Origin of the sequence: Pseudomonas sp. WS 5079 (genome assembly GCF_012985465.1) — a bacterium.
Taxonomy (GTDB): domain Bacteria; phylum Pseudomonadota; class Gammaproteobacteria; order Pseudomonadales; family Pseudomonadaceae; genus Aquipseudomonas.
This window is the reverse complement of sequence record NZ_JAAQWN010000013.1, coordinates 116,279-142,554: the sequence shown is the minus strand read 5'-3', so window position 1 is coordinate 142,554 and position 26,276 is coordinate 116,279. Positions and strand designations below refer to the sequence as shown.

General features: G+C 59.9%; 18 protein-coding genes. 12 read left to right on the top strand and 6 right to left on the bottom strand.

All coding sequences use genetic code 11. From position 1 onward, the window contains the following. The first annotated feature begins 38 nt into the window (after positions 1 to 38). From HBO05_RS26610 to HBO05_RS26555, 12 genes are all read left to right on the top strand, one after another. Positions 39 to 215 carry a hypothetical protein gene (locus HBO05_RS26610; protein WP_003176118.1) on the top strand — a complete coding sequence of 59 codons (177 nt, stop codon included), beginning with the start codon at positions 39 to 41 and terminating at the stop codon, positions 213 to 215. Beyond that, entirely contained in the window at positions 199 to 3,153 is a 2,955-nt protein-coding gene (locus HBO05_RS26605) for a sensor histidine kinase (protein ID WP_169955066.1), read from the top strand. Before HBO05_RS26610 ends, HBO05_RS26605 begins: the two co-directional genes overlap by 17 nt. 22 nt (positions 3,154 to 3,175) lie before the next feature. Continuing rightward, positions 3,176 to 4,603: a sigma-54 dependent transcriptional regulator gene (locus tag HBO05_RS26600; RefSeq protein ID WP_029298946.1), complete on the top strand. Its 1,428-nt coding sequence runs from the start codon at positions 3,176 to 3,178 to the stop codon at positions 4,601 to 4,603. Positions 4,604 to 5,315: 712 nt separating this feature from the next. Beyond that, a complete protein-coding gene (locus HBO05_RS26595; protein ID WP_172314673.1) occupies positions 5,316 to 6,713 on the top strand; it encodes a polynucleotide adenylyltransferase PcnB in 1,398 nt (465 codons plus the stop codon). A gap of 5 nt (positions 6,714 to 6,718) precedes the next feature. Then, positions 6,719 to 7,207 (top strand): 2-amino-4-hydroxy-6-hydroxymethyldihydropteridine diphosphokinase, encoded by a 489-nt coding sequence (gene folK / locus HBO05_RS26590; protein WP_172314671.1) that lies wholly within the window; start codon positions 6,719 to 6,721, stop codon positions 7,205 to 7,207. 350 nt (positions 7,208 to 7,557) lie between these two features. After that, the gene (gene panB, locus HBO05_RS26585; RefSeq protein WP_169955070.1) at positions 7,558 to 8,358 is read left to right on the top strand and encodes a 3-methyl-2-oxobutanoate hydroxymethyltransferase; all 801 of its coding nucleotides are present in this window, start codon (positions 7,558 to 7,560) and stop codon (positions 8,356 to 8,358) included. Next, complete coding sequence (gene panC, locus HBO05_RS26580; protein WP_172314669.1) at positions 8,355 to 9,209, top strand: pantoate--beta-alanine ligase; 855 nt, start codon at positions 8,355 to 8,357, stop codon at positions 9,207 to 9,209. Before panB ends, panC begins: the two co-directional genes overlap by 4 nt. Before the next feature lie 339 nt (positions 9,210 to 9,548). Continuing rightward, positions 9,549 to 11,213 (top strand): glucose-6-phosphate isomerase, encoded by a 1,665-nt coding sequence (pgi, locus tag HBO05_RS26575; RefSeq protein ID WP_172314667.1) that lies wholly within the window; start codon positions 9,549 to 9,551, stop codon positions 11,211 to 11,213. 122 nt (positions 11,214 to 11,335) lie between these two features. Next, positions 11,336 to 13,273: an acetate--CoA ligase gene (acs, locus tag HBO05_RS26570; protein WP_172314665.1), complete on the top strand. Its 1,938-nt coding sequence runs from the start codon at positions 11,336 to 11,338 to the stop codon at positions 13,271 to 13,273. Positions 13,274 to 13,288: 15 nt separating this feature from the next. Continuing rightward, on the top strand, positions 13,289 to 14,158 hold the full coding sequence (locus HBO05_RS26565; protein WP_169955074.1) for an oxygenase MpaB family protein: 870 nt from the start codon (positions 13,289 to 13,291) through the stop codon (positions 14,156 to 14,158). Between the two features lie 126 nt (positions 14,159 to 14,284). Beyond that, positions 14,285 to 15,301: a class I SAM-dependent methyltransferase gene (locus HBO05_RS26560; protein WP_170058508.1), complete on the top strand. Its 1,017-nt coding sequence runs from the start codon at positions 14,285 to 14,287 to the stop codon at positions 15,299 to 15,301. A 107-nt stretch (positions 15,302 to 15,408) separates the two neighbouring features. Then, positions 15,409 to 18,342: a DUF748 domain-containing protein gene (locus tag HBO05_RS26555; protein WP_172314663.1), complete on the top strand. Its 2,934-nt coding sequence runs from the start codon at positions 15,409 to 15,411 to the stop codon at positions 18,340 to 18,342. 289 nt (positions 18,343 to 18,631) lie between these two features. On the opposite strand, the gene HBO05_RS26550 is transcribed toward HBO05_RS26555, so the two are convergent. From HBO05_RS26550 to infB, 6 genes are all read right to left on the bottom strand, one after another. Then, a complete protein-coding gene (locus tag HBO05_RS26550; protein WP_029298967.1) occupies positions 18,632 to 19,252 on the bottom strand; it encodes a BON domain-containing protein in 621 nt (206 codons plus the stop codon). 296 nt (positions 19,253 to 19,548) lie between these two features. Beyond that, positions 19,549 to 21,654, bottom strand: a complete 2,106-nt coding sequence (pnp, locus tag HBO05_RS26545) for a polyribonucleotide nucleotidyltransferase (protein ID WP_169955077.1) — start codon at positions 21,652 to 21,654, stop codon at positions 19,549 to 19,551. A 194-nt stretch (positions 21,655 to 21,848) separates the two neighbouring features. Further along, a complete protein-coding gene (gene rpsO / locus HBO05_RS26540) occupies positions 21,849 to 22,118 on the bottom strand; it encodes a 30S ribosomal protein S15 (RefSeq protein ID WP_003177875.1) in 270 nt (89 codons plus the stop codon). A 159-nt stretch (positions 22,119 to 22,277) separates the two neighbouring features. Beyond that, the gene (gene truB / locus HBO05_RS26535; protein ID WP_169955078.1) at positions 22,278 to 23,195 is read right to left on the bottom strand and encodes a tRNA pseudouridine(55) synthase TruB; all 918 of its coding nucleotides are present in this window, start codon (positions 23,193 to 23,195) and stop codon (positions 22,278 to 22,280) included. Positions 23,196 to 23,198: 3 nt separating this feature from the next. Next, positions 23,199 to 23,594, bottom strand: coding sequence for a 30S ribosome-binding factor RbfA (gene rbfA / locus HBO05_RS26530; protein ID WP_029298974.1), 396 nt, complete (start codon positions 23,592 to 23,594; stop codon positions 23,199 to 23,201). Between the two features lie 159 nt (positions 23,595 to 23,753). After that, complete coding sequence (gene infB, locus HBO05_RS26525; RefSeq protein ID WP_169955079.1) at positions 23,754 to 26,273, bottom strand: translation initiation factor IF-2; 2,520 nt, start codon at positions 26,271 to 26,273, stop codon at positions 23,754 to 23,756. Positions 26,274 to 26,276 lie beyond the last annotated feature (3 nt).

The window sequence follows — 26,276 nt, the reverse complement described above, 5'->3', positions numbered from 1 at the left end:
CCGTTAACATCGCCGCAGTTTTTCAATCAGAGGCCAACATGTACATCTATCGATTGGTCCTGCTGCTGGTCGTCGGGATCTACCTGTTTTCTCCCGCCATCATGGACTGGTGGATCGACGCCACGGGCGCCTGGTATCGCCCCTATCTGCTGTGGCTGATCCTGATCGTCGTGACCTTCATCCTGCAGAGCCAAAAAGATGCCGATGAGCTTTAGCCTGACCCAGATGCTGCTGATCAGCGCCGCCTACCTGGCCGCGCTGTTCGGGGTGGCCTGGATCAGTGAGCGCGGGATGATCCCGCGGGCGATCATTCGCCACCCGTTGACCTACACCTTATCCCTGGGCGTCTATGCCAGCGCCTGGGCGTTCTATGGCACGGTGGGCCTGGCCTACCAATACGGTTATGGGTTTCTTTCCAGCTACCTCGGGGTGTCCGGGGCCTTCCTGCTGGCGCCGGTGCTGCTGTACCCGATCCTGAAAATCACCCGCACCTACCAACTGTCTTCGCTGGCCGACCTGTTTGCCTTCCGCTTTCGCAGCACCTGGGCCGGCGCGCTGACCACGATTTTCATGCTGATCGGCGTGCTGCCACTACTGGCCCTGCAAATCCAGGCCGTGGCCGATTCCATCGGCATTCTCACCCATGAGCCGGTACAGCATCGGGTGGCCCTGAGCTTTTGTGCGCTGATCACTTTGTTCACGATTTTTTTCGGCTCGCGGCATATCGCCACCCGGGAAAAGCACGAAGGCCTGGTGTTTGCGATTGCCTTCGAGTCGGTGATCAAGCTGATCGCCATCGGTGGCGTCGGCCTGTATGCGCTGTACGGCGTGTTCGACGGTCCGCAACAACTGGAGCTATGGCTGCTGCAAAACCAGACAGCCCTCGCCGCCCTGCATACTCCGCTGCAAGAAGGCCCATGGCGCACGCTGTTGCTGGTGTTCTTTGCCTCCGCCATCGTCATGCCGCACATGTACCACATGACCTTTACCGAGAACCTCAACCCGCGCTCGCTGGTCAGCGCCAGTTGGGGCCTGCCGTTGTTCCTGTTGTTGATGAGCCTGGCAGTGCCGCTGATCCTCTGGGCCGGCCTGAAACTGGGGGCCACCACCAACCCGGAATACTTCACCCTGGGTATCGGCATCGCCGCCAACAGTAAATCCCTGGCCTTGCTGGCCTATGTCGGCGGTTTGTCGGCGGCCAGTGGCTTGATCATTGTCACCACCCTGGCGCTGTCGGGCATGGCCCTCAACCACCTGGTGCTGCCGCTGTACCAGCCGCCCGCCGAAGGCAATATCTACCGCTGGCTGAAATGGACACGCCGGGCGCTGATCGTGGCGATCATCATGGCCGGCTATGGTTTCTACCTGTTGATGGCGGCCGAGCAAGACCTGGCCAACCTGGGCATTGTGGCCTTCGTCGCCACCTTGCAGTTCTTGCCGGGGGTTTTGTCGGTGCTGTACTGGCCGACTGCCAATCGGCGTGGGTTTATTGCCGGGTTGCTGGCGGGGATCCTGGTATGGCTGGTGACCATGCTGCTGCCGCTGGTCGGTAATCTGCAGGGTTTTTATATCCCGCTGCTGAACATGATCTACGTGCTCGACGACACCAGTTGGCACATGGCAGCGATCGCCTCGCTGGCGGCCAACGTGCTGATGTTCACCCTGATTTCCCTGTTCACCAACGCCAGCCCCGAAGAAACCAGCGCCGCCGAGGCATGCGCGGTGGATAACGTGCGCCGTCCGCAACGCCGCGAACTGCATGCCGCCTCGCCCCAGGAGTTTGCCACGCAACTGGCCAAGCCCCTGGGTGCCAAGGCCGCGCAAAAGGAAGTGGAGCAGGCGCTGCGCGATCTGTACCTGCCGTTCGACGAGCGCCGTCCCTACGCCCTGCGCCGCCTGCGCGACCGTATCGAGGCCAACCTGTCCGGGTTGATGGGCCCCAGCGTGTCCCAGGACATGGTCGAGACCTTCCTGCCGTACAAGGCCGGCGGCGAGAACTATGTCACCGAAGACATCCACTTTATCGAGAGCCGGCTGGAGGACTACCACTCGCGCCTCACCGGCCTTGCCGCCGAACTCGACGCCCTACGCCGCTACCACCGCCAGACCTTGCAGGAACTGCCCATGGGCGTGTGCTCCCTGGCCAAGGACCAAGAGATCCTGATGTGGAACAAGGCCATGGAGGAGCTGACCGGCATCGCCGCCCAGCGCGTGGTGGGCTCGCGCCTGACCACCATCGCCGATCCGTGGAAAGAATTGTTGCAGGGTTTTATCAACCTGCCAGACGAGCACTTGCACAAACAGCACCTGGCCCTCGACGGCCAGACCCGCTGGCTGAACCTGCACAAGGCAGCGATCGACGAGCCCCTGGCCCCCGGTAACAGCGGCCTGGTGTTGCTGGTCGAAGACCTGACCGAAACCCAGATGCTCGAAGACAAGCTGGTGCACTCCGAGCGCCTGGCCAGTATCGGCCGCCTGGCGGCCGGCGTGGCCCACGAGATCGGCAATCCGATTACCGGTATCGCGTGCCTGGCGCAGAACCTGCGCGAGGAGCGTGAGGAAGACGACGAAATCACCGAGATCAGCGGGCAGATCCTCGAGCAGACCAAGCGTGTCTCACGCATCGTGCAATCGCTGATGAGCTTTGCCCACGCCGGCGGCCACCAGAATCATGACGAAGCGGTGTGCCTGGCCGAAGTCGCCCAGGATGCCATTGGGCTGCTGGCCTTGAACCGGCGCAATTTCGAAGTACAGTTCTATAACTTGTGCGATCCGGAACACTGGGTGGTGGGCGACTCACAACGCCTGGCCCAGGTGCTGATCAACCTGCTGTCCAACGCCCGCGACGCGACCCCCGCCGGCAGTGCGGTAAGGGTCAAGAGCGAGGCTTTCGAGCACACGGTCGACCTGATCGTCGAAGACGAAGGCAGCGGTATTCCACAGAACATCATGGACCGATTGTTCGAACCCTTCTTCACCACCAAGGATCCGGGTGAAGGTACCGGTCTGGGCCTTGCACTGGTCTATTCCATCGTTGAAGAGCATTATGGACAAATCACCATCGACAGCCCGGCTGACACCGAAAGCCAACGCGGCACCCGTATTCGGGTGACCTTGCCGCGTCATGTCGAAGCGACGTCCGCTGTGAACTGAGACCGTCGAGAGAATTGAATCAATGCCGCACATTTTGATCGTCGAAGACGAAACCATTATCCGCTCTGCCTTGCGTCGCCTGCTTGAACGTAATCAGTACCAAGTCAGCGAAGCCGGCTCGGTGCAGGAAGCCCAAGAGCGTTTCAGCATTCCCACATTCGACCTGATCGTCAGTGACCTGCGCCTGCCCGGCGCACCGGGCACCGAGTTGATCAAGCTGGGCCAGGGCACGCCGGTGCTGATCATGACCAGCTATGCCAGCCTGCGCTCGGCCGTCGACTCGATGAAGATGGGCGCGGTGGACTACATCGCCAAGCCTTTCGACCACGACGAGATGCTCCAGGCGGTGGCGCGTATCCTGCGTGACCGCCAGTCGGCCAGCAGCGCACCAGCGGAACGGCCGGCCGGCAAGGCCGCCAGCGACAAACCCGGCGTCGACAACAGCAATGGCGAAATTGGCATCATCGGCTCCTGCCCACCCATGCAGGACCTGTACGTCAAGATCCGCAAGGTGGCGCCCACTGACTCCAATGTCCTGATCCAGGGCGAGTCCGGTACCGGCAAGGAACTGGTGGCCCGCGCCCTGCACAACCTGTCCAAGCGCGCCAAGGCCCCGATGATCTCGGTGAACTGTGCAGCGATCCCCGAATCCTTGATCGAATCCGAACTGTTCGGCCACGAAAAAGGGGCCTTTACCGGCGCCAGCGCCGGACGCGCAGGCTTGGTAGAAGCGGCGGACGGCGGCACGCTGTTCCTCGACGAAATCGGTGAACTGCCCCTGGAAGCCCAGGCCCGCCTGCTGCGTGTGCTGCAGGAAGGCGAGATTCGCCGGGTTGGCTCGGTACAGTCGCAAAAAGTCGACGTGCGCCTGATCGCCGCGACTCACCGTGACCTGAAAAGCCTGGCGAAAATCGGCCAGTTCCGTGAAGACCTCTATTACCGCCTGCACGTGATTGCCCTCAAGTTGCCGGCCCTGCGTGAACGCGGCGCCGACGTCAACGAGATCGCCAATGCGTTCCTGCTGCGCCAGAGCGCGCGGGTCAACCGTACCGACCTGACGTTTGCGGCCGACGCCGAACAGGCCATCCGCCACTATTCGTGGCCAGGTAACGTGCGCGAGCTGGAAAACGCCGTGGAACGCGCAGTGATTCTCTCGGAGAGCCCGCAGATCTCCGCTGAGCTGCTGGGCATCGATATCGAACTAAGCGACCTGGACGATGACGACTTCATTGGCCTGGCACCACAACAGGGCGGCAGTAACACCAGCCACGAGCCCACAGAAGACTTGTCCCTGGAGGACTACTTCCAGCACTTCGTACTGGAGCACCAGGACCATATGACCGAGACCGAGCTGGCGCGCAAACTGGGCGTCAGCCGCAAGTGCCTGTGGGAGCGGCGCCAGCGCCTGGGCATTCCACGGCGCAAGACCGGGGTTGCCAGCGAAAGCTGAGATCAACTCACATTGGGTAACACCCCAAACGTGAAAAAACTGTTACCTCAGATATTCACGTAACAAAAAGCCGGGGCTTACGGTAACGAAGCCCCGGCTTTTTTTCGCCCGACAAACACCCATGAACCGGTCAAACCCCTGATTTTGCTGGGGCTCGCAAAAGTTGGCACGCACCCTGCTATATGCTTAGTACAAGAACAATAAAAAGCACCGTACACACACAATAAAAATAAGACGAATCGACTCACGCACAATAAAAACAACACGGCGGAGGCGCAGCTAACTGATTCTTTTGGAGAGGCGTTGCATTTGGGGCTTGCCCCGCAACCAGGCCGAGAACAACAAAAACTGCCCTAAGGCAGAGCCTGAACTGGTTGAATCATTGATCATAGCAACACAGCGACCAAAGCAATCCGTTTGCTCTTGACTCCCGATTGGGAGTGTCATGAAGGTGAAATGTCATGGCGAGGGCGATCAACAAAAACAAGAAGCCCGAAATCAATAATAAAAATAGAGCACGCAACTACTTTCTGGGGGAGCTTCGGCTCCCCTTGTAGTTTCTGCGATTTGAGCGCCACGCCGGCTTTTTTAAGCATCTGGCTCAACGCTTGCAGCTAGTTCCTACACCATCCCCTGACTAAATGCTAGAATCCCGGCCCATCATGCGGTCATTCTTCGTTATGGCCGAACATTCCTTCAAACAGTGCATCCCATGCTGAAGAAGTTGTTCCAGTCATTCCGTTCCCCCTTGCGTCGTACGCAACACATTCGCAGCACGCCTGAAGTGCTCAACAGCAATCAACATTCGCTGCAGCGCGCCCAGTTCAGCCGTTATGCGGTGAACATCGTCGAACGCCTGCAGAACGCCGGCTACCAGGCCTACCTGGTCGGCGGTTGCGTGCGCGACATGTTGCTCAACATCACCCCCAAGGATTTCGACGTCGCCACCAGCGCCACGCCTGAACAAGTGCGTGCCGAGTTTCGCAACGCGCGGATCATCGGCCGGCGCTTCAAATTGGTGCATATCCACTTTGGTCGCGAAATCATCGAGGTCGCGACATTCCGCGCGGGCCACCCGCAAAACGATGAAGAGGAAGACAGCAACCAGTCTTCCCGCAACGAAAGCGGACGCATCCTACGGGACAATGTGTACGGCACCCTGGAAGAAGACGCGCAACGCCGCGACTTCACCATCAATGCCCTCTATTACGATCCAGTCAGCGAGCGCATCCTCGATTACGCCAACGGCGTGCACGATATTCGCAATCACCTGATCCGCCTGATCGGCGACCCCACGCAGCGCTATCAGGAAGACCCGGTGCGCATGCTGCGGGCCGTGCGTTTTGCCGCCAAGCTGAACTTCGGCATTGAGAAACACACTGCCGCGCCGATTCGCGAACTGGCACCGATGCTGCGGGAAATTCCCTCGGCGCGCCTGTTCGAGGAAGTGCTCAAGCTGTTCCTTTCCGGGCATGCCGCCGACACGTTCGAAATGCTGGTGGACCTGCAGTTGTTCGACCCATTGTTCCCGGCCAGCGCCGATGCACTGGAGCACAACCCGACGTACACCCACACGCTGATCAGTGAAGCGTTGATCAACACCGACCTGCGGATCAAACAGAACAAACCGGTGACCCCGGCGTTCCTGTTTGCCGCCCTGCTCTGGCCGGCGCTGCCCGCCCGGGTACTGCGCCTGCAGAACCGTGGCATGCCGCCGATTCCGGCAATGCAGGAAGCTGCGCACGAATTGATCGCCGAACAGTGCCAGCGCATCGCGATCCCCAAGCGCTTCACCATGCCGATCCGCGAGATCTGGGACATGCAGGAACGCCTGCCACGTCGCAGTGGCAAACGCGCCGACCTGCTGCTGGACAACCCGCGCTTCCGTGCCGGCTACGACTTCCTGCTGCTGCGCGAAAGCGCCGGCGAACAGACCGATGGCCTGGGCGAATGGTGGACCGACTATCAGGACGCCAATGACAGCGAACGTCGCGAGATGATTCGTGAACTGAGCAGCAAAGGCGAAACCACGGGCGACGGGCCGAAAAAGCGCCGCCGCAGCAGTGGCAGCAAGCGCAAGCGCAGTGCCGCCGATACCTCGGGCGAATAAGCACGGTGGAACGTATCTACATTGGCATGGGCAGCAACCTCGCTGCCCCGCAGCAGCAATTGCGCAACGCCATCGAGGCGTTGGCGCAGTTGCCGAACACCACACTCGTCGGTGTTTCTGCCTTCTATCAAAGCGATTCCCTGCTTCCTGGCCAGCCGCGCTACACCAACGCGGTGGCGGCGCTGGACAGCACCCTCACGCCACTGGAGCTGCTGGATGCGCTGCAAGCCATCGAGAACGACCAGGGCCGCGAACGCCTTGAACGCTGGGGCCCTCGCACGCTGGACCTGGATATCCTGCTGTTTGGCGATCGCCTGATTGATGAGCCGCGCCTCAAGGTGCCGCACTATCAAATGCATCTGCGCGCGTTTGTGCTGTATCCACTTGCCGAACTGGCACCTGCCACTTTGCAACTGCCTGACGGCCGTCTACTCAGTGATCTGCTCGCCGGATGCCCGTTCGTCGGCCTGGAACGCCTGCCTCAATCCCTGTAGGAGCTGGCTTGCCTGCGATGGCATCACCGCAGTCTGCCTGACACTCCGCGGTGATGCCATCGCAGGCAAGCCAGCTCCTACATTGATCCTCAGCGCCAGCCAAAAAGCATTACAGCCTGCTGAATCGCATCAGTAACAGCGGTAACACCTACCTCGTAACAATGCGGTAACACATCCAATTGACTTCCAGAGTCCTCCTCACGACTATAGGCGTCCCGCTGCCGCCAACCCGGCGCTGAAGGGCGCAATCCAGGCCTTATAAGCACTGCTCTGAAGAAAGTGCGCCTGTATAAACGAAGACTCACGCGCGTTACTCGCTGTTTCCAAGCGCCTGAACGAGGACTCTTTTCATGCCAGACATTACCCTGACCACCTTGCAGAGCCTCAAACTCAAGGGTGAAAAAATCGCCATGCTGACCTGCTATGACGCCACCTTCGCCCAGGCCTGCTGCCAGGCCGGCGTCGAGGTGTTACTGGTGGGCGACTCCCTGGGCATGGTTCTTCAAGGGAATGACAGCACCCTCCCCGTCACCACCGATGAACTCGCCTACCACACCGCCAGCGTCAAGCGCGGCAACGAGGGCGCGTTCATCATCGCCGACCTGCCGTTCATGGCGTACGCAACGCTTGAGCAGACCTTCCAGAATGCCGGCAAGCTGATGCAGGCCGGGGCACATATGATCAAGGTGGAAGGTGCCGTATGGCTCGCCGAGTCGATCCGCCTGCTGGCCGAACGCGGCGTGCCGGTGTGTGCGCACATGGGCCTGACACCGCAGTCGGTGAATATCCTCGGTGGCTACAAGGTCCAGGGTCGCAATGAAGCCCAGGCGCGGCAGATGCGCGCCGATGCCATCGCCCTTGAGCAGGCCGGCGCGGCAATGATCCTGCTCGAATGCGTGCCAAGCGAACTGGCCGCAGAAATCACCCAGGCGGTGAAAATCCCGGTCATCGGTATTGGCGCCGGCAGCGCTACCGACGGCCAGGTCCTGGTGTTGCACGATATGCTCGGCCTGAACCTCACCGGCCGCGCACCTAAGTTCGTGAAGAACTTCATGGCGGGCCAGGACAGCATCCACGCCGCGCTGGGTGCCTATGTCGCCGAAGTCAAAGCCGTCACCTTCCCAGGCACCGAACACGGATTCTCTGCATGAACACCGTAAAAACCCTGCGCGAACTGCGGGCCGCGGTCACTCACGCGCGCAGCGCCGGTAAGCGCATCGGCTTCGTGCCAACCATGGGCAACCTGCATGCGGGCCACGCCAAGTTGGTGACCCGCGCCGCCGAGCAAGCCGACTTCGTGGTGGCGAGCATTTTCGTCAACCCGCTGCAGTTTGGCGCCGGCGAAGACCTGGACAAGTACCCGCGCACCCTCGCCGCCGACCAGGAAAAGCTGCTGGTGGCGGGCTGCAACCTGCTGTTCGCACCCACGGTCGACGAAATGTACCCAGGCGGCATGACCGTGCAGACCCGGGTCAGCGTGCCACAACTGTCTGAAAGCCTGTGCGGCGCCAGCCGTCCGGGGCACTTCGAGGGTGTGGCGACGGTGGTGAGCAAGTTGTTCAACATGGTCCAGCCTGACCTGGCGGTGTTCGGGCAAAAGGACTACCAGCAACTGGCGGTGATCCGCGCCATGGTGCGCGACCTGAACATGCCGATCCAGATCATTGGCGAACCCACCGTGCGCGCCGAGGACGGCCTGGCGCTGTCCTCGCGCAACGGTTACCTGACGCAAGAGCAGCGCGCCATCGCCCCGGTGCTGTTCCGCAGCCTTAGTCATATCGCCACTGCCATTGAGAATGGCGACCGCGACTTCGCCAAGCTGCGGGCCGAGCAGGTCCAACACATCGAGGCCGCCAGCCTGCGCATGGACTACCTGGAAGTTCGCCAGGGCCAGCATCTGCGCCCGGCAACCGCCGAGGATCGTGATGTGGTGATCCTGGTCGCCGCGTACCTGGGCGCGACCCGGTTGATCGACAACCTGCACCTCAACCTCAGCGTTTAAGCCTGGCAATATCCTCATGTGGGAGCGGGCTTGCTCGCGATGGCGGACTGTCAGTCGATGTATTTGTCGCTGACCCACCACCATCGCGAGCAAGCCCGCTCCCACATTCGGTTTGTAGCGCCTCCCAGGCCCCGGTATAAAAAAGTACCGGCCTGTGCGCAGACAAAGCCAAGACATATCGACACGCTAGGTTTAATGTAAACGCCCGACGCTAGTGTTGGCGTTGACGCATTCGACCGGAACCCGCCGTTTCTCAGTGCCTGCTTGATAAAAGTCGGACGTTCCGGACATTCAAGTGTCCCAAAAGTAGTCCCAGTAATAAAAAGGAAACCCGCAGCGATGGCGTATTACCGCACTCCTCATGACGTTACCGCTCTGCCCGCCTGGCAAGCGCTCAATCAACACCGCCAAGCCATGCAGGATTTCAGCATGCGCGAAGCGTTCAATGCCGATCCCCAGCGCTTTGGCCAGTTCACCTTGAGCAGCTGCGGACTGTTCCTCGACTACTCGAAAAACCTGATTACGTCTGAAACCCGCGACCTGCTGGTGGGCCTGGCCAACGAAGTCGACCTCAAGGGCGCAATCAAGGCGCTGTTCGACGGCGAGTCGGTCAACTCTTCGGAAGGGCGCCCGGCGCTGCATACCGCATTGCGCCGTCCGGTGGGCGACAAGCTGTCGGTCAACGGCACCAATATCATGCCCGACGTGCACAAGGTGCTGAACCAGATCACCGACCTGGTAGGCCGCATCCACGACGGCCTGTGGCGCGGCTACACCGAGAAGCCGATCACTGACGTGGTCAACATCGGCATCGGTGGTTCGTTCCTCGGCCCGGAGCTGGTCTCTGAAGCGCTGTTGTCCTACGCCCATAAAGGCGTGCGCTGCCACTACCTGGCGAATATCGACGGCAGTGAGTTCCACGAACTGACCCAGAAGCTGCGCGCCGAGACCACACTGTTTATTGTCTCGTCGAAGTCCTTCAACACCCTGGAAACCCTGAAAAACGCCCAGGCCGCCCGCGCCTGGTACCTGGCCCAGGGCGGCTCCGAAGCCGAGCTGTATCGCCACTTCATCGCCGTGTCGAGCAACAACGCGGCAGCCGTGGCCTTCGGTATCCGTGAAGAGAACATCTTCCCGATGTGGGACTGGGTCGGCGGCCGTTACTCGCTGTGGTCGGCCATCGGCTTGCCGATCGCCCTGGCCATTGGCATGTCCAACTTCAAGGAACTGCTGTCGGGTGCCTACACCATGGACCAGCACTTCCAGACCGCGCCGTTCGAGGCAAACATGCCGGTGCTGCTGGGCCTGCTGGGTGTGTGGTACGGCAACTTCTGGGGCGCACAGAGCCACGCGATCCTGCCGTACGACCACTACCTGCGTAACATCACCAAGCACTTGCAACAGTTGGACATGGAATCCAACGGCAAGAGCGTACGCCAGGACGGCACGCCGGTTTCCACCGATACCGGCCCGGTTATCTGGGGCGGCGTGGGCTGCAACGGCCAGCACGCGTACCACCAGTTGCTGCATCAGGGCACCCAGTTGATCCCGGCCGACTTCATTGTGCCGATCGTCAGCTTCAACCCGGTCTCCGACCATCACCAGTGGCTGTATGCCAACTGCCTGTCCCAGAGCCAGGCTTTGATGCTCGGCAAGACCCGCAGCGAAGCCGAAGCCGAGCTGCGTGACAAAGGCATGGCCGAAGACGAAGTGCAGAAACTGGCCCCACACAAAGTGATCCCGGGCAATCGCCCGAGCAACACCCTGGTGGTCGAGCGGATCAGCCCGCGTCGCCTGGGCGCACTGGTGGCAATGTATGAACACAAGGTGTTCGTGCAGAGCGTTATCTGGGGCATCAACGCCTTTGACCAATGGGGCGTGGAGCTGGGCAAGGAACTGGGCAAGGGCGTCTACAACCGCCTGACGGGCGCCGAGGAAACCTTGGCCGACGATGCCTCGACCCAGGGCTTGATCAACTACTTCCGTGGTCGTCACCGCGGTTGATGTGATCGGCACTACAATCAGGGATTGAACCTGCACAAGCGCCCCCTGTGGGAGCTGGCTTGCCAGCCCCCACAGGGACCAGCCTTGAACTCTTGTATCTATAACAAGAAGAGGGATCCCTAATGTTCGATATCAGCCAGTTTCCCCATGCCGATGCCGTGCGCCGGGCTGCGCAACTCAGTCAAGAGGACTACCAGCGCCTCTATCGGCAATCCATCGAACACCCCGATATTTTCTGGGCCGAACAGGCCAAGGCGCTGCTCGACTGGATCACGCCCTGGCAAACCGTCCAACACTGCGATATCCACACCGGCGCCGCACAGTGGTTTGCCGGCGGCCAGTTGAACGTCAGCTACAACTGCATTGATCGGCACCTGGCGCAACGTGCCGATCAGCCGGCCTTTATCTGGGAAGGCGACGATCCTGCAAAATCGTCCAAAATCACCTACCGCCAACTTCATCAAAACGTCATCCGCCTGGCCAATGTGCTGAAAAGCCGTGGCGTGAAGAAAGGCGACCGGGTGTGTATCTACATGCCGATGATTCCGCAGGCCGCCTACGCAATGCTGGCCTGCACGCGAATTGGCGCGGTGCACTCGGTGGTGTTTGGCGGGTTCTCACCGGATGCCCTGCGCGATCGCATTCTGGATGCCGACTGCCGCACGGTGATCACTGCCGACGAAGGTGTACGCGGCGGCAAGCCGGTGGCACTGAAACAGAATGTCGATAAAGCCCTGGCCAGTTGTCCGAATGTCACGACGGTGCTGGTGGTAGCGCGTACCGGCGCCGCAGTGGCCTGGACCGAGGGGCGCGACCTCAAGTATCAACAGGCGGTGGACGCGGCCAGCGGCGAATGCCCGCCCGAGCCGATGGGCGCCGAAGACCCGCTGTTTATTCTTTATACCTCCGGCAGTACCGGCAAGCCCAAGGGCGTGCTGCACACCACCGGTGGCTATCTGCTGCAAGCGGCAATGACCTTCAAGTACGTGCTCGACTACCGCGAGGGCGAAGTGTTCTGGTGCACCGCCGACGTCGGCTGGGTCACGGGCCATAGCTATATCGTGTACGGGCCACTGGCCAACGGTGCCACCTCCCTGATGTTCGAGGGCGTGCCGAGTTACCCGGACAGCTCGCGCTTCTGGCAAGTGATCGACAAACATCAGGTGAATATTTTCTACACCGCGCCCACCGCCCTGCGGGCCTTGATGCGTGAGGGCCATGGCCCGCTGGAGAACACGTCCAGGGCCAGCCTGAGATTGCTCGGCAGTGTCGGCGAGCCGATCAACCCGGAAGCCTGGGAATGGTATTTCAATGCCGTCGGCGAGCAGCGCTGCCCGATTGTCGATACATGGTGGCAGACCGAGACCGGCGCCATCATGCTCAGCCCGCTGGTCAGCGCCCAGCGCATCAAGCCTGGCTGCGCGACTCAGCCGATGTTTGGGGTGCAGCCGGTCTTGCTCGACGAACAGGGCAAGGAAATCAGCGGCGCCGGCAGTGGCGTCCTGGCGATCAAAGCCAGCTGGCCGGGGCAGATCCGCAGTGTGTATGGCGACCCGCAGCGGATGATCGACACCTATTTCAAGCCTTACCCCGGCTACTACTTTACCGGCGACGGCGCGCGGCGCGATGAGGATGGCGACTACTGGATCACCGGGCGCATCGATGACGTGATCAACGTCTCCGGCCATCGCATCGGCACCGCCGAGGTGGAAAGCGCGCTGGTGCTGCACGACAAAGTGGCCGAAGCCGCCGTCGTCGGCTATCCCCATGACCTCAAGGGCCAGGGCATCTATGCGTTTGTCACGCCGATGAATGGCGTCGAGCCCAGCGACGAACTGAAAAAACACCTGCTGGACCTGGTCAGCAAGGAAATCGGGAGTTTCGCCAAGCCCGAGCTGATCCAATGGGCGCCAGCCTTGCCCAAAACCCGCTCAGGCAAGATCATGCGGCGTATCCTGCGCAAGATCGCCTGCAACGAGCTCGACAGCCTGGGCGATACCTCGACCCTGGCCGATCCGAGCGTGGTCGACGGCTTGATCGACAAGCGCCTGAACCGATAGGAACCCTCAAACCACATGGAATTTCTGCGCAACCGTATCGAATCCCAGTTGATGAGCCTCACGGGCCTGTCCCTGGGCAACCTGGACCTGGAAAGCCCCAAGGGCGATCCGGGGCTGTTCGGGCCGGACTCGGTGAGCTGGAAGGTCCATGGTGACTTCAGCAGCATGCTGATCGGCGGCATCAGCGCCTTGATGTTGCAAGCGCTGCATCCCTTGGCGCTGGCCGGCGTGTGGGACCATTCCAACTTTCGCCAGGACATGCTCGGGCGCTTGCGCCGTACGTCGCAGTTTATTTCCGGCACCACCTTTGGCTCGCGCCGCGATGCCGAGTGGCTGATCGAAAAAGTGCGCACCATCCACCTGCAGGTGGTCGGGCACGCGCCGGATGGGCGTCCCTATGCCGCCAGTGATCCGCAATTGCTGACCTGGGTCCACGTCGCCGAAGTCAGCAGCTTTCTGGCGGCGCACCTGCGCTACAAAAACCCGGGGTTATCACTTCGGGACCAGGACCGCTACTACAGCGAGATAGCCCTGGTCGCCGAACAACTGGGGGCTCGGCATGTGCCGCGTTCAAGGCAGGAAATATCTGATTATCTGCAACGTATTCGCCCACAACTGTTGTGTGACGAACGCAGCCGCGAAGTACTGCGCCTGTTGCTCGATGCCCCGGCACCCAGCGCGTTGGCCAAGCCGTTCGGGGCGCTGATGATGCAAGCCGGCATCGACCTGCTGCCGGACTGGGCGGGTGACATGCTGGGGCAGCAGCAAAGCCCGCTGCAACGCCAGTTGATCCGCGCCGGGGTCAGGCGTAGCGCGCCGCTGCTACGCTGGGCGATGCGCAATGGCTCGGTGCAACGCGCCCACAGGCGGATGGGCCTGCTGTAACGACACACCCTGTGGGAGCTGGCTTGCCAGCGATAGCGATTCCTGCTCCACCGCCATCGCTGGCAAGCCGGCGCCCACAGGAGCTGTTAAACTTGCGCGCTTCAATTCCCCAGCAAGGCGCGCTCCATGTCGTCCCTGAATCAGGCGCTGCGCGCCGCCCTCGATCACCGCCAAGACCTGCTCGCCGAGCTGCATGCCCAAGGCACCGATTGCTATCGGTTGTTCCATGGCAGCCAGGAAGGCGCCGGTGGCTTGACCATCGACCGCTACGGCCCGCAATTGATGGTGCAGAGCTTTCACCAATCGCTAGATAGCGATGCGCTGCTGCAGTTGCACCTGATGATCAACCAGTACCTGGGGCTGGAACTGCTGCTGGTCTATAACGACCGCTCCCGAGGCAACTCGCGTATCGACCGCGAAGACACGGTGTACCGCGCCGAACCCGCAGCCCTGGAAGACCTGGTCGGCCATGAATGGGGCCTGAACTATCGCGTGCGCGGTCGCCACTCCGGGCAGGATCCGCTGCTGTTCCTGGACCTGCGCAACACCCGCGGCTGGGTCAAGGCGCACAGTGCCGGCAAAAGCGTGCTGAACCTGTTTGCCTACACCTGCGGCGTCGGCCTCAGCGCAGCGGCCGGTGGGGCCCGCGAGGTGTGCAACCTGGACTTTGCCGAGGGCAACCTGGCGGTCGGTCGCGAAAACGGCGAGTTGAACCCGCAACTGCCAGCCATGACGTTTGTACAGTCCGATTACTTCCCGGCAATCCGCCAGTTGGCCGGGCTGCCGATCACCCAGCGTCGCGGGCAAAAACTGCCAAGCTACCCGCGCCTGGAGCAACGCCAATATGACCTGGTGCTGCTCGACCCACCCGCGTGGGCCAAGAGCGCCTTTGGCACCGTGGACCTGCTGCGCGACTACCAAAGCCTGCTCAAGCCCGCACTGCTGGCCACCGCAGACAATGGCGTGCTGATCTGCTGCAACAACCTGGCAAAAGTCAGCATGGATGATTGGCGCGAGCAGGTCTTGCGTTGCGCTGAAAAGGCCGGCAGGCCGGTACGCGACTGGAAAGTGATGACTCCCGGCGCTGACTTTCCCTCACAAGACCAGCAGCCTCCTCTGAAGACCCTGATCCTGCAGCTGTAGGATTGCCCTGAAAGGCCTGGACTGGCGTAATAAAGGCTCGGTTCTTCGGAACCGTAAACCCGTGCCATACTCCAAGGCACTCTTGATCGACATAGATGGCGTCACCCATGCCCAAAGGATTGATTCGCGCCGCAGGCGCCTTGCTGACCGCCCTTGCACTCTACAGCTTGCTGGGCTTTTTGATTTTGCCCGGTATTGCGCTTCGCGTGGCCAACCAACAGTTGGCCAACTACGCCACCGTGCCGGCCCGTATCGAGCGTATCGAACTCAACCCGTTCAGCCTGGAGCTAACCCTCTGGGGCCTAAAAATCGGTGAGCCGGGCAAGGAACAGGTGGGCTTTGATCGCCTCTACGCCAACCTGCAGATCGACAGCCTCTGGACTCGCGCCCTGCACTTGGCCGATGTGCAATTGGACAAGCCGAAGACCGAAATCCTCTTCGACAAAGCCGGTGCGCTCAACCTGGCGCAATTGTTCAAGTTGCCGCCGAGCGAACCGACGCCCGATGACCCCGAGAGCAAACCGTTCCCGCTGCGCATCGAGCGCATCAAGCTGGCGGGCGGCTACGTGCACTTCGAAGATGTGCGCCCCAGCGAACCTATCGAGTTTCTCTACGACAAACTCGACTTCGAACTGAAAAACCTCAGCACCCTGCCCGAAGACAACGCCGACATGACCCTGGTCGCCGCCGGCCCCGAGGGTGGGCAGCTCGACTGGACCGGTAATTTCAGCCTGGTGCCGATCGCCTCCGAGGGTAAGCTCAAGGTCACGGATGGCAAGATGAAAGTCTGGTGGCCCTATGTACGGGACGCCGTGCCTCTGGTCCTGGAAGACGGCATCCTCAACTTCAGCACCGACTACAAGCTGAACCTGGCCAAAGAAACCGAACTGAACCTGACCAACGTCTCCGCGAGCATCGCACCCTTTGCGATCAAGGCCCCGGATGGCCGGCCACTGGCGCGCCTGGAGCGCCTGGATGTCAGCGAAACCTCGATCGACCTGGCCAAGCAGCAAGTGATCGTGGGCAAGATCCGCAGTAACAAGCTCGAAACCTGGGCCGCCCGCGAAGCCGACGGCCAACTGGACTGGCAGAAACTGTTCGCCAGCCAGCCGAGCAAGCCGGCCACCCAGCCTGAGCCAGCAAGCGCTCCCGCCACGGCCGACTCGCCAAAACCCGAACCGACAGCACCGAGCAAGCCTTGGCAAGTGCTGCTCAAGGATGTGCAACTGCGCAACTACCAGGTGCATCTGGCTGATCGCCAGGTAAAACCTGCGGTAGCACTGGAGCTGGGCCCGCTGAATGTCGATGTACAAGATTTCGACAGCCTCAATCAAAGCCCCTTCACGCTGAAGATCGACAGTGGCCTGGGCAAGCAGGGCAAGATCCAGGCGAGCGGCCAGGTCAACCTGAACCCGGTCAGCGCCAAGCTGAAGGTCGACACCAAGGATATCGACCTGCGGGTTGCCCAGTCCTATATCAGCCCCTTTATCCGCCTGGAACTGCGTAGCGGCATGCTCGGCAGCAACCTGGACGTGAACCTCAAGAGTACCGAGCCCCTTGCGCTGCAGATCACCGGCCGCGCGCAAGTGGACCAACTGCACACCCTCGATACTCTCAAGACCCGTGACTTCCTCAAGTGGCAGCGCCTGGTGGTCGAGGGCTTGAACTACCAGCACGGCAATAGCCTGTCGATCGACAAGATCAACCTGCTGCAACCCTATGCGCGCTTTATGATCAACGATGACCGCACCACCAACGTCGATGACCTGCTGATCCCACAGCCGGCCGACAGCGGTGCCAAATCGACGGCCAAATCCAGCGCGAGCAACGAGAAGCCCCTGGGCATCCGTATCGGCCAGATCGCGATCAATGATGGCTCGGCCAACTTTGCCGACTTCAGCCTGACACCGAACTTCGCCACGGCGATCCAACAACTCAATGGCCAGATCGGCACCATCGACAGCCGCCAGGCCAAGCCGGCCAGCGTCGATATCAAGGGCAAGGTCGATCGCTATGCGCCGGTAACCATCAAGGGCAGCGTGAACCCGTTTGACCCGATGGCCGCACTGGATATCGCCACCAGCTTCAAACGCGTCGAACTGACCACCCTGACACCTTACTCGGGCAAGTTTGCCGGGTTCCGTATCCGCAAGGGCCGGCTCAACCTGGACCTGCACTACGTGATCACCAAGGGCCAGTTGAAGGCTGAGAACAAGGTAGTGGTGGAGCAACTGCAACTGGGCGAGAAAGTCGACAGTGCGGACGCGGTGGACCTGCCGATTCGCCTGGCGATTGCCCTGCTCAAGGACACCGACGGCAAGATTTCCATCGAATTGCCGGTGACCGGCGACTTGAACAACCCGCAATTCAGCGTGATGCCGATTGTCTGGCAAACCCTGCGCAACCTGGTGGTACGCGCGGCGACGGCGCCGTTCAAGTTCATTGGCGGACTGGTGACGGGTGGTGGCGCGCAGGATCTTGGCAATGTGTCGTTCGCCGCAGGCTCCAGCGCCCTGAACAAGGACGCCGAGTCGGCCCTGGACAGCCTCGCCAAGGCCCTCAAGGAGCGCCCTGCCCTGCGCCTGGAGATCGAAGGCACCGCGGCAGCCAGCAGCGACGGCCCGTTCTTGGCTGCCGAGCGGCTTGAGCGCGAGTATCAGTACAACTACTACAAGATACTCCAGCGCCGTGGCGATAAAGTCCCGGCCCAGGCGTCGTTGCTCGAAGTACCGGAAAAGGAAAAAGCCCCGCTGCTCGAAGGCATCTACCGCACTCGCTTGAAGCAACAGCCACCGGCCGAGTGGAAAAACCTGGGTAGCGATGAGCGCTCGGCGAAGCTGCGTGACGGCGTGATCAAGTTCTGGAGCGCCAGTGACGTGCTGCTACGCCAACTGGGCCAGGACCGCGCCAGCACGATCAAAGACTATCTGGTCGACAAGGGCCAGCTGGAAGATGACCGGGTGTACTTCATTGATGCCAACCTTGGGCAGGCAGAGAAAGATGGCCGGGTTGTTACGCCAATGCACCTGGATGCCGAGTAACTACCGGGCACCATAACTGCAAAGTGTGGGGGCTGGCTTGCCTGCGATGGCGGTGGGTCAGCCAGCCTGCTTACTACTGATACGCAGCCATCGCAGGCAAGCCAGCTCCCACGTTTGATCTCCAAAATCGGCAAATATGTATTCCCCGCCACAATAAAACGGGCCCCGACACAAGTGCCGGGGCCCGTAGTGACCACATCCCTGTGGTCGGTCGCATGAACCTGTAAGGTGCATTGAGCGGATATCTGCCTCGCTCGTGGCCGCCTGGGTCCAGTCGAATGGCTACGCGTTACTCTGCTTTCAGGCCGTCGGCCGATACAGCTTTAACGCCTTTGATTTTCTTGGTGATATTCACCGCAGTAGTTTTCTGCGCTTCAGTCACAGCGACCGAAGAGGACAGGGAAACCACGCCCTTGTTGGTTTCGACTTTAATGTCGGTACCAGGAATGCCTTTCTCGGTTACCAGGTCAGCTTTCACTTTGGTAGTGATCCAGGTATCCGAAGTGGACTCCTTGGCGCCTGCTGCTGCGCTTTTGGTTTTGTCGATGTTGTCTGCCTTGGTGGCGCCGCCAGCCAGCAGGCCGTCAGCAGAAACCGCGGTTACACCTTTGATTTTCTTGGTGATCGCTACAGCGGTTGCTTTCTGCGAATCCGAAATGGCTACAGTCGACGACAGGGAAACCACACCTTTGTTGGTTTCAACCTTGATGTCCGAACCAGGAATACCTTTTTCAGTCAGCAGATCAGATTTAACTTTGGTGGTGATCCAAGTATCCGAAACGCTTTCTTTCGCTTTGGTGGCTTCACCAGCCGCCAGAGTCATTGGAGCTTGGGAAGTTTGGGCAAAGGCCACGTTAGCACCCATGGCCAGGGTCAGAGCGGTAGCAGTAGCGAGAGCGAACTTCTTCATACGAGTAACTCCTGTTTTATTGAAAGTCTGCAGTGTGTGAACCTTCATACTGCAGCGTTAACAGGAATAGTGCAGACAGTGTGCCAAGTCCAAAAATTTAAATAAACCTTTATAAATCAATAGTTTATATAAATGCTGTTTTTTCGAAATCGTGCAACTTGCATGAAGCCCGTCGTGCCTGCATGCAAGTTGCGGCTTTTGTCCTAGGCTAAACGGCTGATTTACCTTCACTTTCCCGCAGTCCAAAAAAAAGGACTCCGAAGAGTCCTCTTTTTCAGCATGAAGCCTGGGAGTGATTAAACGCCCGAAGCCTTGGCTGCTGCTACGTCCTTGATGGACAGTTTGATACGGCCGCGGTTGTCCACGTCCAGTACCAGCACTTCCACTTCCTGGCCTTCTTTGAGGATGTCGGTCACTTTCTCAACGCGAGCATCACTCAGCATGGAGATGTGAACCAGACCGTCCTTGCCAGGCAGGATGTTGACGAATGCGCCGAAGTCGACGATGCGCTCAACCTTACCGACGTAGATCTTGCCGATCTCGGCTTCTGCGGTGATACCCAGGACGCGCTGACGTGCAGCTTCAGCCGCTTCCTTGGTTTCGCCGAAGATCTTGATCGAACCGTCGTCTTCGATATCGATCGAGGCCTTGGTTTCTTCACAGATCGCACGGATGGTCGCGCCGCCTTTACCGATGACATCACGGATTTTGTCGGTGTCGATTTTCATCGCGATCATGGTCGGAGCATTTTCCGACAGTTCGGTGCGGGACTGGCCAATGATCTGGTTCATCTGGCCGAGGATGTTCAGGCGCGCTTCCAGGGCTTGGCCCAGAGCGATTTCCATGATTTCTTCGGTGATGCCCTTGATCTTGATGTCCATCTGCAGCGCGGTAACACCTTTGGCGGTACCGGCTACTTTGAAGTCCATGTCGCCCAGGTGGTCTTCGTCACCCAGGATGTCGGTCAGGATGGCGAACTTCTCGCCTTCTTTAACCAGGCCCATGGCGATACCGGCAACCGGTGCCTTCATCGGAACGCCGGCGTCCATCAGAGCCAGGGAAGCACCGCAGACCGAAGCCATGGAGCTGGAACCGTTGGACTCGGTGATTTCCGACACAACACGAATGGTGTACGGGAACACGTCGGCGGCAGGCAGCATGGCTGCAATCGAACGACGGGCCAGGCGGCCGTGACCGATTTCGCGGCGACCAGCACCACCCATGCGACCACACTCACCTACCGAGAACGGAGGGAAGTTGTAGTGCAGCATGAACGGGTCTTTTTTCTCGCCTTCCAGGGTGTCCAGCAGCTGTGCGTCACGGGCAGTACCCAGAGTCGCGACTACCAGGGCCTGGGTTTCACCACGGGTGAACAGGGCCGAACCGTGGGTCTTCGGCAGAACGCCGACTTCGATGTTCAGCGGACGTACGGTGCGGGTGTCGCGACCGTCAATACGTGGCTTACCGTTAACGATATTTTCGCGAACGGTGCGGTATTCGATTTCGCCGAAGGCTGCTTTGACTTCGCTGGAAGAAGGCTGGCCTTCTTCACCGGACAGCTTGGCAACAACCTGGTCCTTCAATTCACCCAGGCGAGCGTAACGGTCGGCCTTGATGGTGATGGTGTAGGCGTCGGAGATCGCAGCACCGAACTCGGAGCGAATAGTGCCCAGCAGTGCGGTGGCTTCAGGCGCAGGAGCCCAGGTCCAGGTTGGCTTGGCAGCTTCAGCAGCCAGTTCTTTAACAGCGTTGATCACAACCTGGAACTCGTCGTGAGCAAACAGTACAGCGCCCAGCATCTGGTCTTCGGTCAGCTCTTTGGCTTCCGATTCAACCATCAACACGGCTTCCGAAGTACCGGCAACGACCATGTCCAGGCTCGAAGCTTTCTGTTGTTCGTAAGTCGGGTTCAGCAGGTAGCCGGTGCTTTCGTGGAACGCAACACGGGCTGCGCCGATCGGGCCATCGAATGGAATACCGGAGATGGCCAGGGCAGCCGAGGTGCCGATCATCGCAGCGATGTCCGGATCGGTCTTCTTGCTGGTGGAAACGACGGTGCAGACAACCTGCACTTCGTTCATGAAGCCTTCTGGGAACAGCGGACGGATCGGACGGTCGATCAGTCGGGAAGTCAGGGTTTCTTTCTCGGAAGGACGGCCTTCACGCTTGAAGAAACCACCAGGGATCTTACCGGCAGCGTAAGTCTTTTCCTGGTAGTGAACGGAAAGAGGGAAGAAGCCTTTGCTTGGGTCAGCGGTCTTTGCGCCTACAACGGTCACCAGTACGGTAACGTCGTCGTCAACGGTGACCAGCACTGCGCCGGAGGCTTGACGGGCAATACGGCCTGTCTCGAGGGTAACGGTCGACTGACCGAACTGGAATTTTTTGATAACCGGGTTCACGGTGTCCTACCTTCTTTGTGGCTCTTGGGGAACTTGTCTTCTTGCGAAATTCTTGGGCAATGTCGGGAGTCGGCCCAACGCCTGTCCAGGGTAAAACGTGTATCCAGATAAAACTTGAGGCTGGAAGCCTGCCATGGGCCAGCGGGAAACCCACTGACACACGACAGCCAACCAACCTCTAGCGCAATCGCCGATTAGCGACGCAGACCCAGGCGACCGATCAGAGTCTGATAACGACCCAGATCCTTGCCTTTCAGGTAGTCCAGCAGCTTACGACGCTGGTTTACCATGCGGATCAGACCACGACGGGAGTGGTGATCTTTACCGTTGGCCTTGAAGTGACCTTGCAGCTTGTTGATGTTGTGGGTCAGCAGTGCAACTTGCACTTCTGGCGAACCAGTGTCACCAACAGCTTGCTGATAGTCAGCTACGATTTGTGCTTTTTCTTGAACGTCGAGAGCCATGAGGCAATCCTTTTTTCAGGAAACCACCCAAAGGGCAGTTTCAACAGGCCAGGGACAAATCCCTGTATCTAAAAATGAGTAGTGACCGTGCCTGTTAACAGCCACCCTCGTTCCAGTTTGCGTAAAAACTACTGCGCTTTTACCACAAACTGGTTCCGGTCATTCTGACCGAATCAGTCGACGCGGCGCGATGCGCCCGTCTTCGCTCACTTCACCGATACCGATAAAGCGACCGTTGTGATCTTGTACCCGCACCATGCCGAACTTCGGGGCATCCGGTGCACGTACTGGCTGGCCGTTGAGCCAGTAGAACGCGCTGTGCTCCGAAAAGTGCAGCAATGGCCAATCCAGCAAACCGCTGTCCGATGGCATCAGGAAGCGATCAACTGCTTCATTGCCGCCTTCGGCATGCACGGCTTCCAACTCTTCCAGCGTGACCGTCTGGGCCAGGGTAAAAGGGCCAGCCTGGGTGCGTCGCAGTTCTGCAACATACGCGCCGCAACCGAGCTTTTCACCGATATCTTCCACCAGGGTACGGATATAGGTGCCTTTGCTGCAGTCCACGGCCAAGCGGGCAGTCTCGCCTTCACAGGCAAGCAATTCCAAGCGCGCAATAGTAACAGAACGCGGTTCGCGCTCCACTACTTCGCCCGCACGTGCCAGCTTGTAAAGAGGCTGGCCATCACGCTTGAGAGCCGAGTACATCGGCGGTATCTGACTGATTTGCCCACGAAAAGCGGGTAAAGCGGCCTCGATATCTGCACGACCAACGGTCACGTCACGAACCTGCAGAACATCACCTTCGGCGTCAGCCGTGGTGGTGGTCTTGCCCAGTTGCATCAGGGTTTCGTAACCCTTGTCTGAATCGAGCAGGTATTGCGAGAACTTGGTGGCCTCGCCAAAGCACAATGGCAATACGCCAGTAGCCAAGGGGTCGAGGCTGCCGGTGTGCCCGGCCTTCTCGGCATTGAGCAGCCAGCGGACCTTCTGCAAAGCGGCATTGGAGGTAAAGCCAATGGGCTTGTCGAGCAGGATGATGCCACTGACGTTACGACGGATACGCTTGACCTGAGCCACCGCTTACTCCTTGGCGTCTTCAGGTGTGGACGGATGCTGATTGTCTTCAGCCACGGCACGCTCGATCAGGGCCGACAGGTGCGCACCACGCACGACACTTTCGTCGTAGTGGAAGTGCAACTGGGGCACGCTGCGCAGCTTCATCTCACGGGCCAACTGCATGCGCAGGAAGCCTGCGGCAGAGTTGAGCACCTTGATGCTTTGCGCGATCTCTTCGCTGTTGTCCTGGCCCATCACGGTGATGAAGATCTTCGCGTGACCAACGTCACGGCTCACTTCAACAGCGGTAATGGTGACCAGGCCAACGCGCGGGTCTTTGACTTCGCGACGGATCAGTTGGGCCAGCTCGCGCTGCATCTGATCGCCGATACGTTGGGTACGGCTGTATTCTTTTGCCATGTCTTGTTACCTGTTACTGCCACACGGTGAAACCCGTGGGGTCTGAAAGCGGCAAACGCCCGGCCTGACAAAAGCCAGACCGGGCGTTGCGTTTAGAGTCCGGACACTGCGCGGGACATTTGCATGCCCACACGCGGCGTGGCTCCTGAAGTGCGCGAGTTAGAGGCTGCGAGCAACCTGGACCTTCTCGTAGACTTCGATCTTGTCGCCAGGCTTGACGTCGTTGTAGCTCTTGACGCCGATACCGCATTCCATGCCGGCACGTACTTCGGAAGCGTCATCCTTGAAGCGGCGCAGGGATTCCAGCTCGCCTTCGAAGATAACGATGTCTTCACGCAGTACACGGATTGGACGGTTACGGTGCACAGTACCTTCGATAACCATGCAACCGGCGATCGCGCCGAACTTCGGCGAACGGAACACGTCACGCACTTCGGCAACACCCAGGATATTTTCCCGCACGTCACTGCCAAGCATGCCGGTAAGGGCTTTCTTGACGTCTTCGATGATGTCGTAGATGACGTTGTAGTAACGCATGTCCAGGCCTTCCTGCTCGACGATCTTCCGTGCGCCAGCATCGGCACGCACGTTGAAGCCGAACAGTACAGCGTTGGAGGCCAGTGCCAGGTTGGCATCGGATTCGGTGATACCACCGACACCGCCACCGACAACACGCACTTGCACTTCGTCGTTACCCAGGCCGTTCAAGGCGCCGTTCAACGCTTCGAGGGAACCACGGACGTCAGATTTGAGGACGATGTTAAGCGTCTTCTTCTCTTCCTGGCCCATGTTCTCGAAGATGTTTTCCAGCTTGCCGGCGTGAGCACGGGCCAGCTTGACTTCGCGGAACTTGCCTTGACGGAACAGAGCCACTTCACGGGCTTTCTTCTCGTCGGCAACTACGCTCATCTCGTCGCCAGCGTCCGGGGTACCGTCCAGGCCGAGAATCTCGACCGGGATAGCAGGACCTGCTTCCTTGATTGGCTTGCCGTTCTCGTCGAGCATGGCACGTACACGGCCGTAGTTCGAACCGACCAGGACCATGTCGCCTTGGCGCAGGGTACCGTCTTGAACCAGCACGGTCGCAACCGGGCCACGACCCTTGTCGAGGCGCGATTCAACCACGACACCACGGCCAGGAGCCGATGGCGTAGCGGTCAGTTCCAGGACTTCGGCTTGCAACAGGACTGCTTCGAGCAGTTCGTCAACGCCGGTACCCATCTTCGCCGAGACCGGTACGAATGGAGTGTCGCCACCCCACTCTTCGGATGTCACGCCGTGAACCGACAGTTCGCTACGGATGCGATCGAGATCGGCGCCCGGCTTGTCGATTTTGTTCACTGCAACCACCAGCGGCACACCAGCAGCCTTGGCATGCTGAACGGCTTCGATGGTTTGTGGCATTACGCCGTCGTCCGCTGCAACCACCAGGATCACGATGTCGGTCGCCTTGGCACCACGGGCACGCATTGCGGTAAACGCGGCGTGACCTGGGGTATCGAGGAACGTCACCATGCCACGGTCGGTTTCAACGTGGTAGGCACCGATGTGCTGGGTGATGCCGCCGGCTTCGCCCGCTGCAACCTTGGCACGACGGATGTAGTCGAGCAGGGAAGTCTTACCATGGTCAACGTGGCCCATTACGGTCACGACTGGCGCACGGGAAACTGCCTCACCTTCAAACTTCAGGGACTCGGCCAGGGAATCTTCCAGGGCGGTGTCGCTGACCAGGGTCACTTTGTGGCCCAGCTCCTCAGCAACCAGTTGGGCAGTTTCCTGGTCCAGTACCTGGTTGATGGTGGCCGGAGTACCCAGCTTGAACATGAACTTGATGATTTCAGCAGCCTTGACCGACATCTGCTGGGCCAGATCGCCCACAGTGATGGTCTCGCCGATCTTCACTTCACGCACGACAGGGCCGGTTGGGCTCTGGAAACCGTGGGCGTTGCGTTTCTTCAGCTTGGCCTTGCCGCGACCACCACGACGGAAGCCATCGCTTTCTTCGTCGGTAGTACGTGGCGCAACGCGTGGAGCAGGCGCTTTCTCTTTGACCGAAGCACGATGTGGAGCGTTTTTGCGCTCACCATCACCACTGCCGCGACGATTGTTATCGTCTGCGCGTGGCTTGTCCGGACGACGAGGTTCGTCGCGCTTGCGAGCGTCGGCTGCAGGAGCAGGTGCGGCGGCAACAGGAGCGGCCTCACGCACAGCTTCAACAGGCGCGGCAGGAGCGGCGACTGCATCAGTAGCGGATTGCGCAGCAGCAGGCTGGCGACGCGCTTCTTCTTCGGCGCGACGCTTGGCTTCTTCTTCAGCCTTCTGACGTGCAGCATTTTCTACTGCGCGACGTTCGTCCATCTCGCGTTTGCGCTCGGCTTCGATTTCTTCCGGGCTGCGCTGTACGAAGACTTTCTTCTTACGCACTTCAACGCTGATGCTTTTGCTACCAGCCACCCGCAGGGTGCTGGTTGTTTTGCGCTGCAATGTAATCTTGCGCGGTTCTTCCACTTTCGCCTTGTGGCTGCTTTTCAAGTGAGTCAGCAACGATTGCTTCTCACTGTCGCTCACATGTTCCTCGGCGGCGGTGTGCGGCAGACCTGCCTCACGCATCTGCTGCAACAGGCGCTCTACCGGTGTTTTGACCTCATCGGCCAGTTGTTTCACCGTGACTTGCGTCATGCA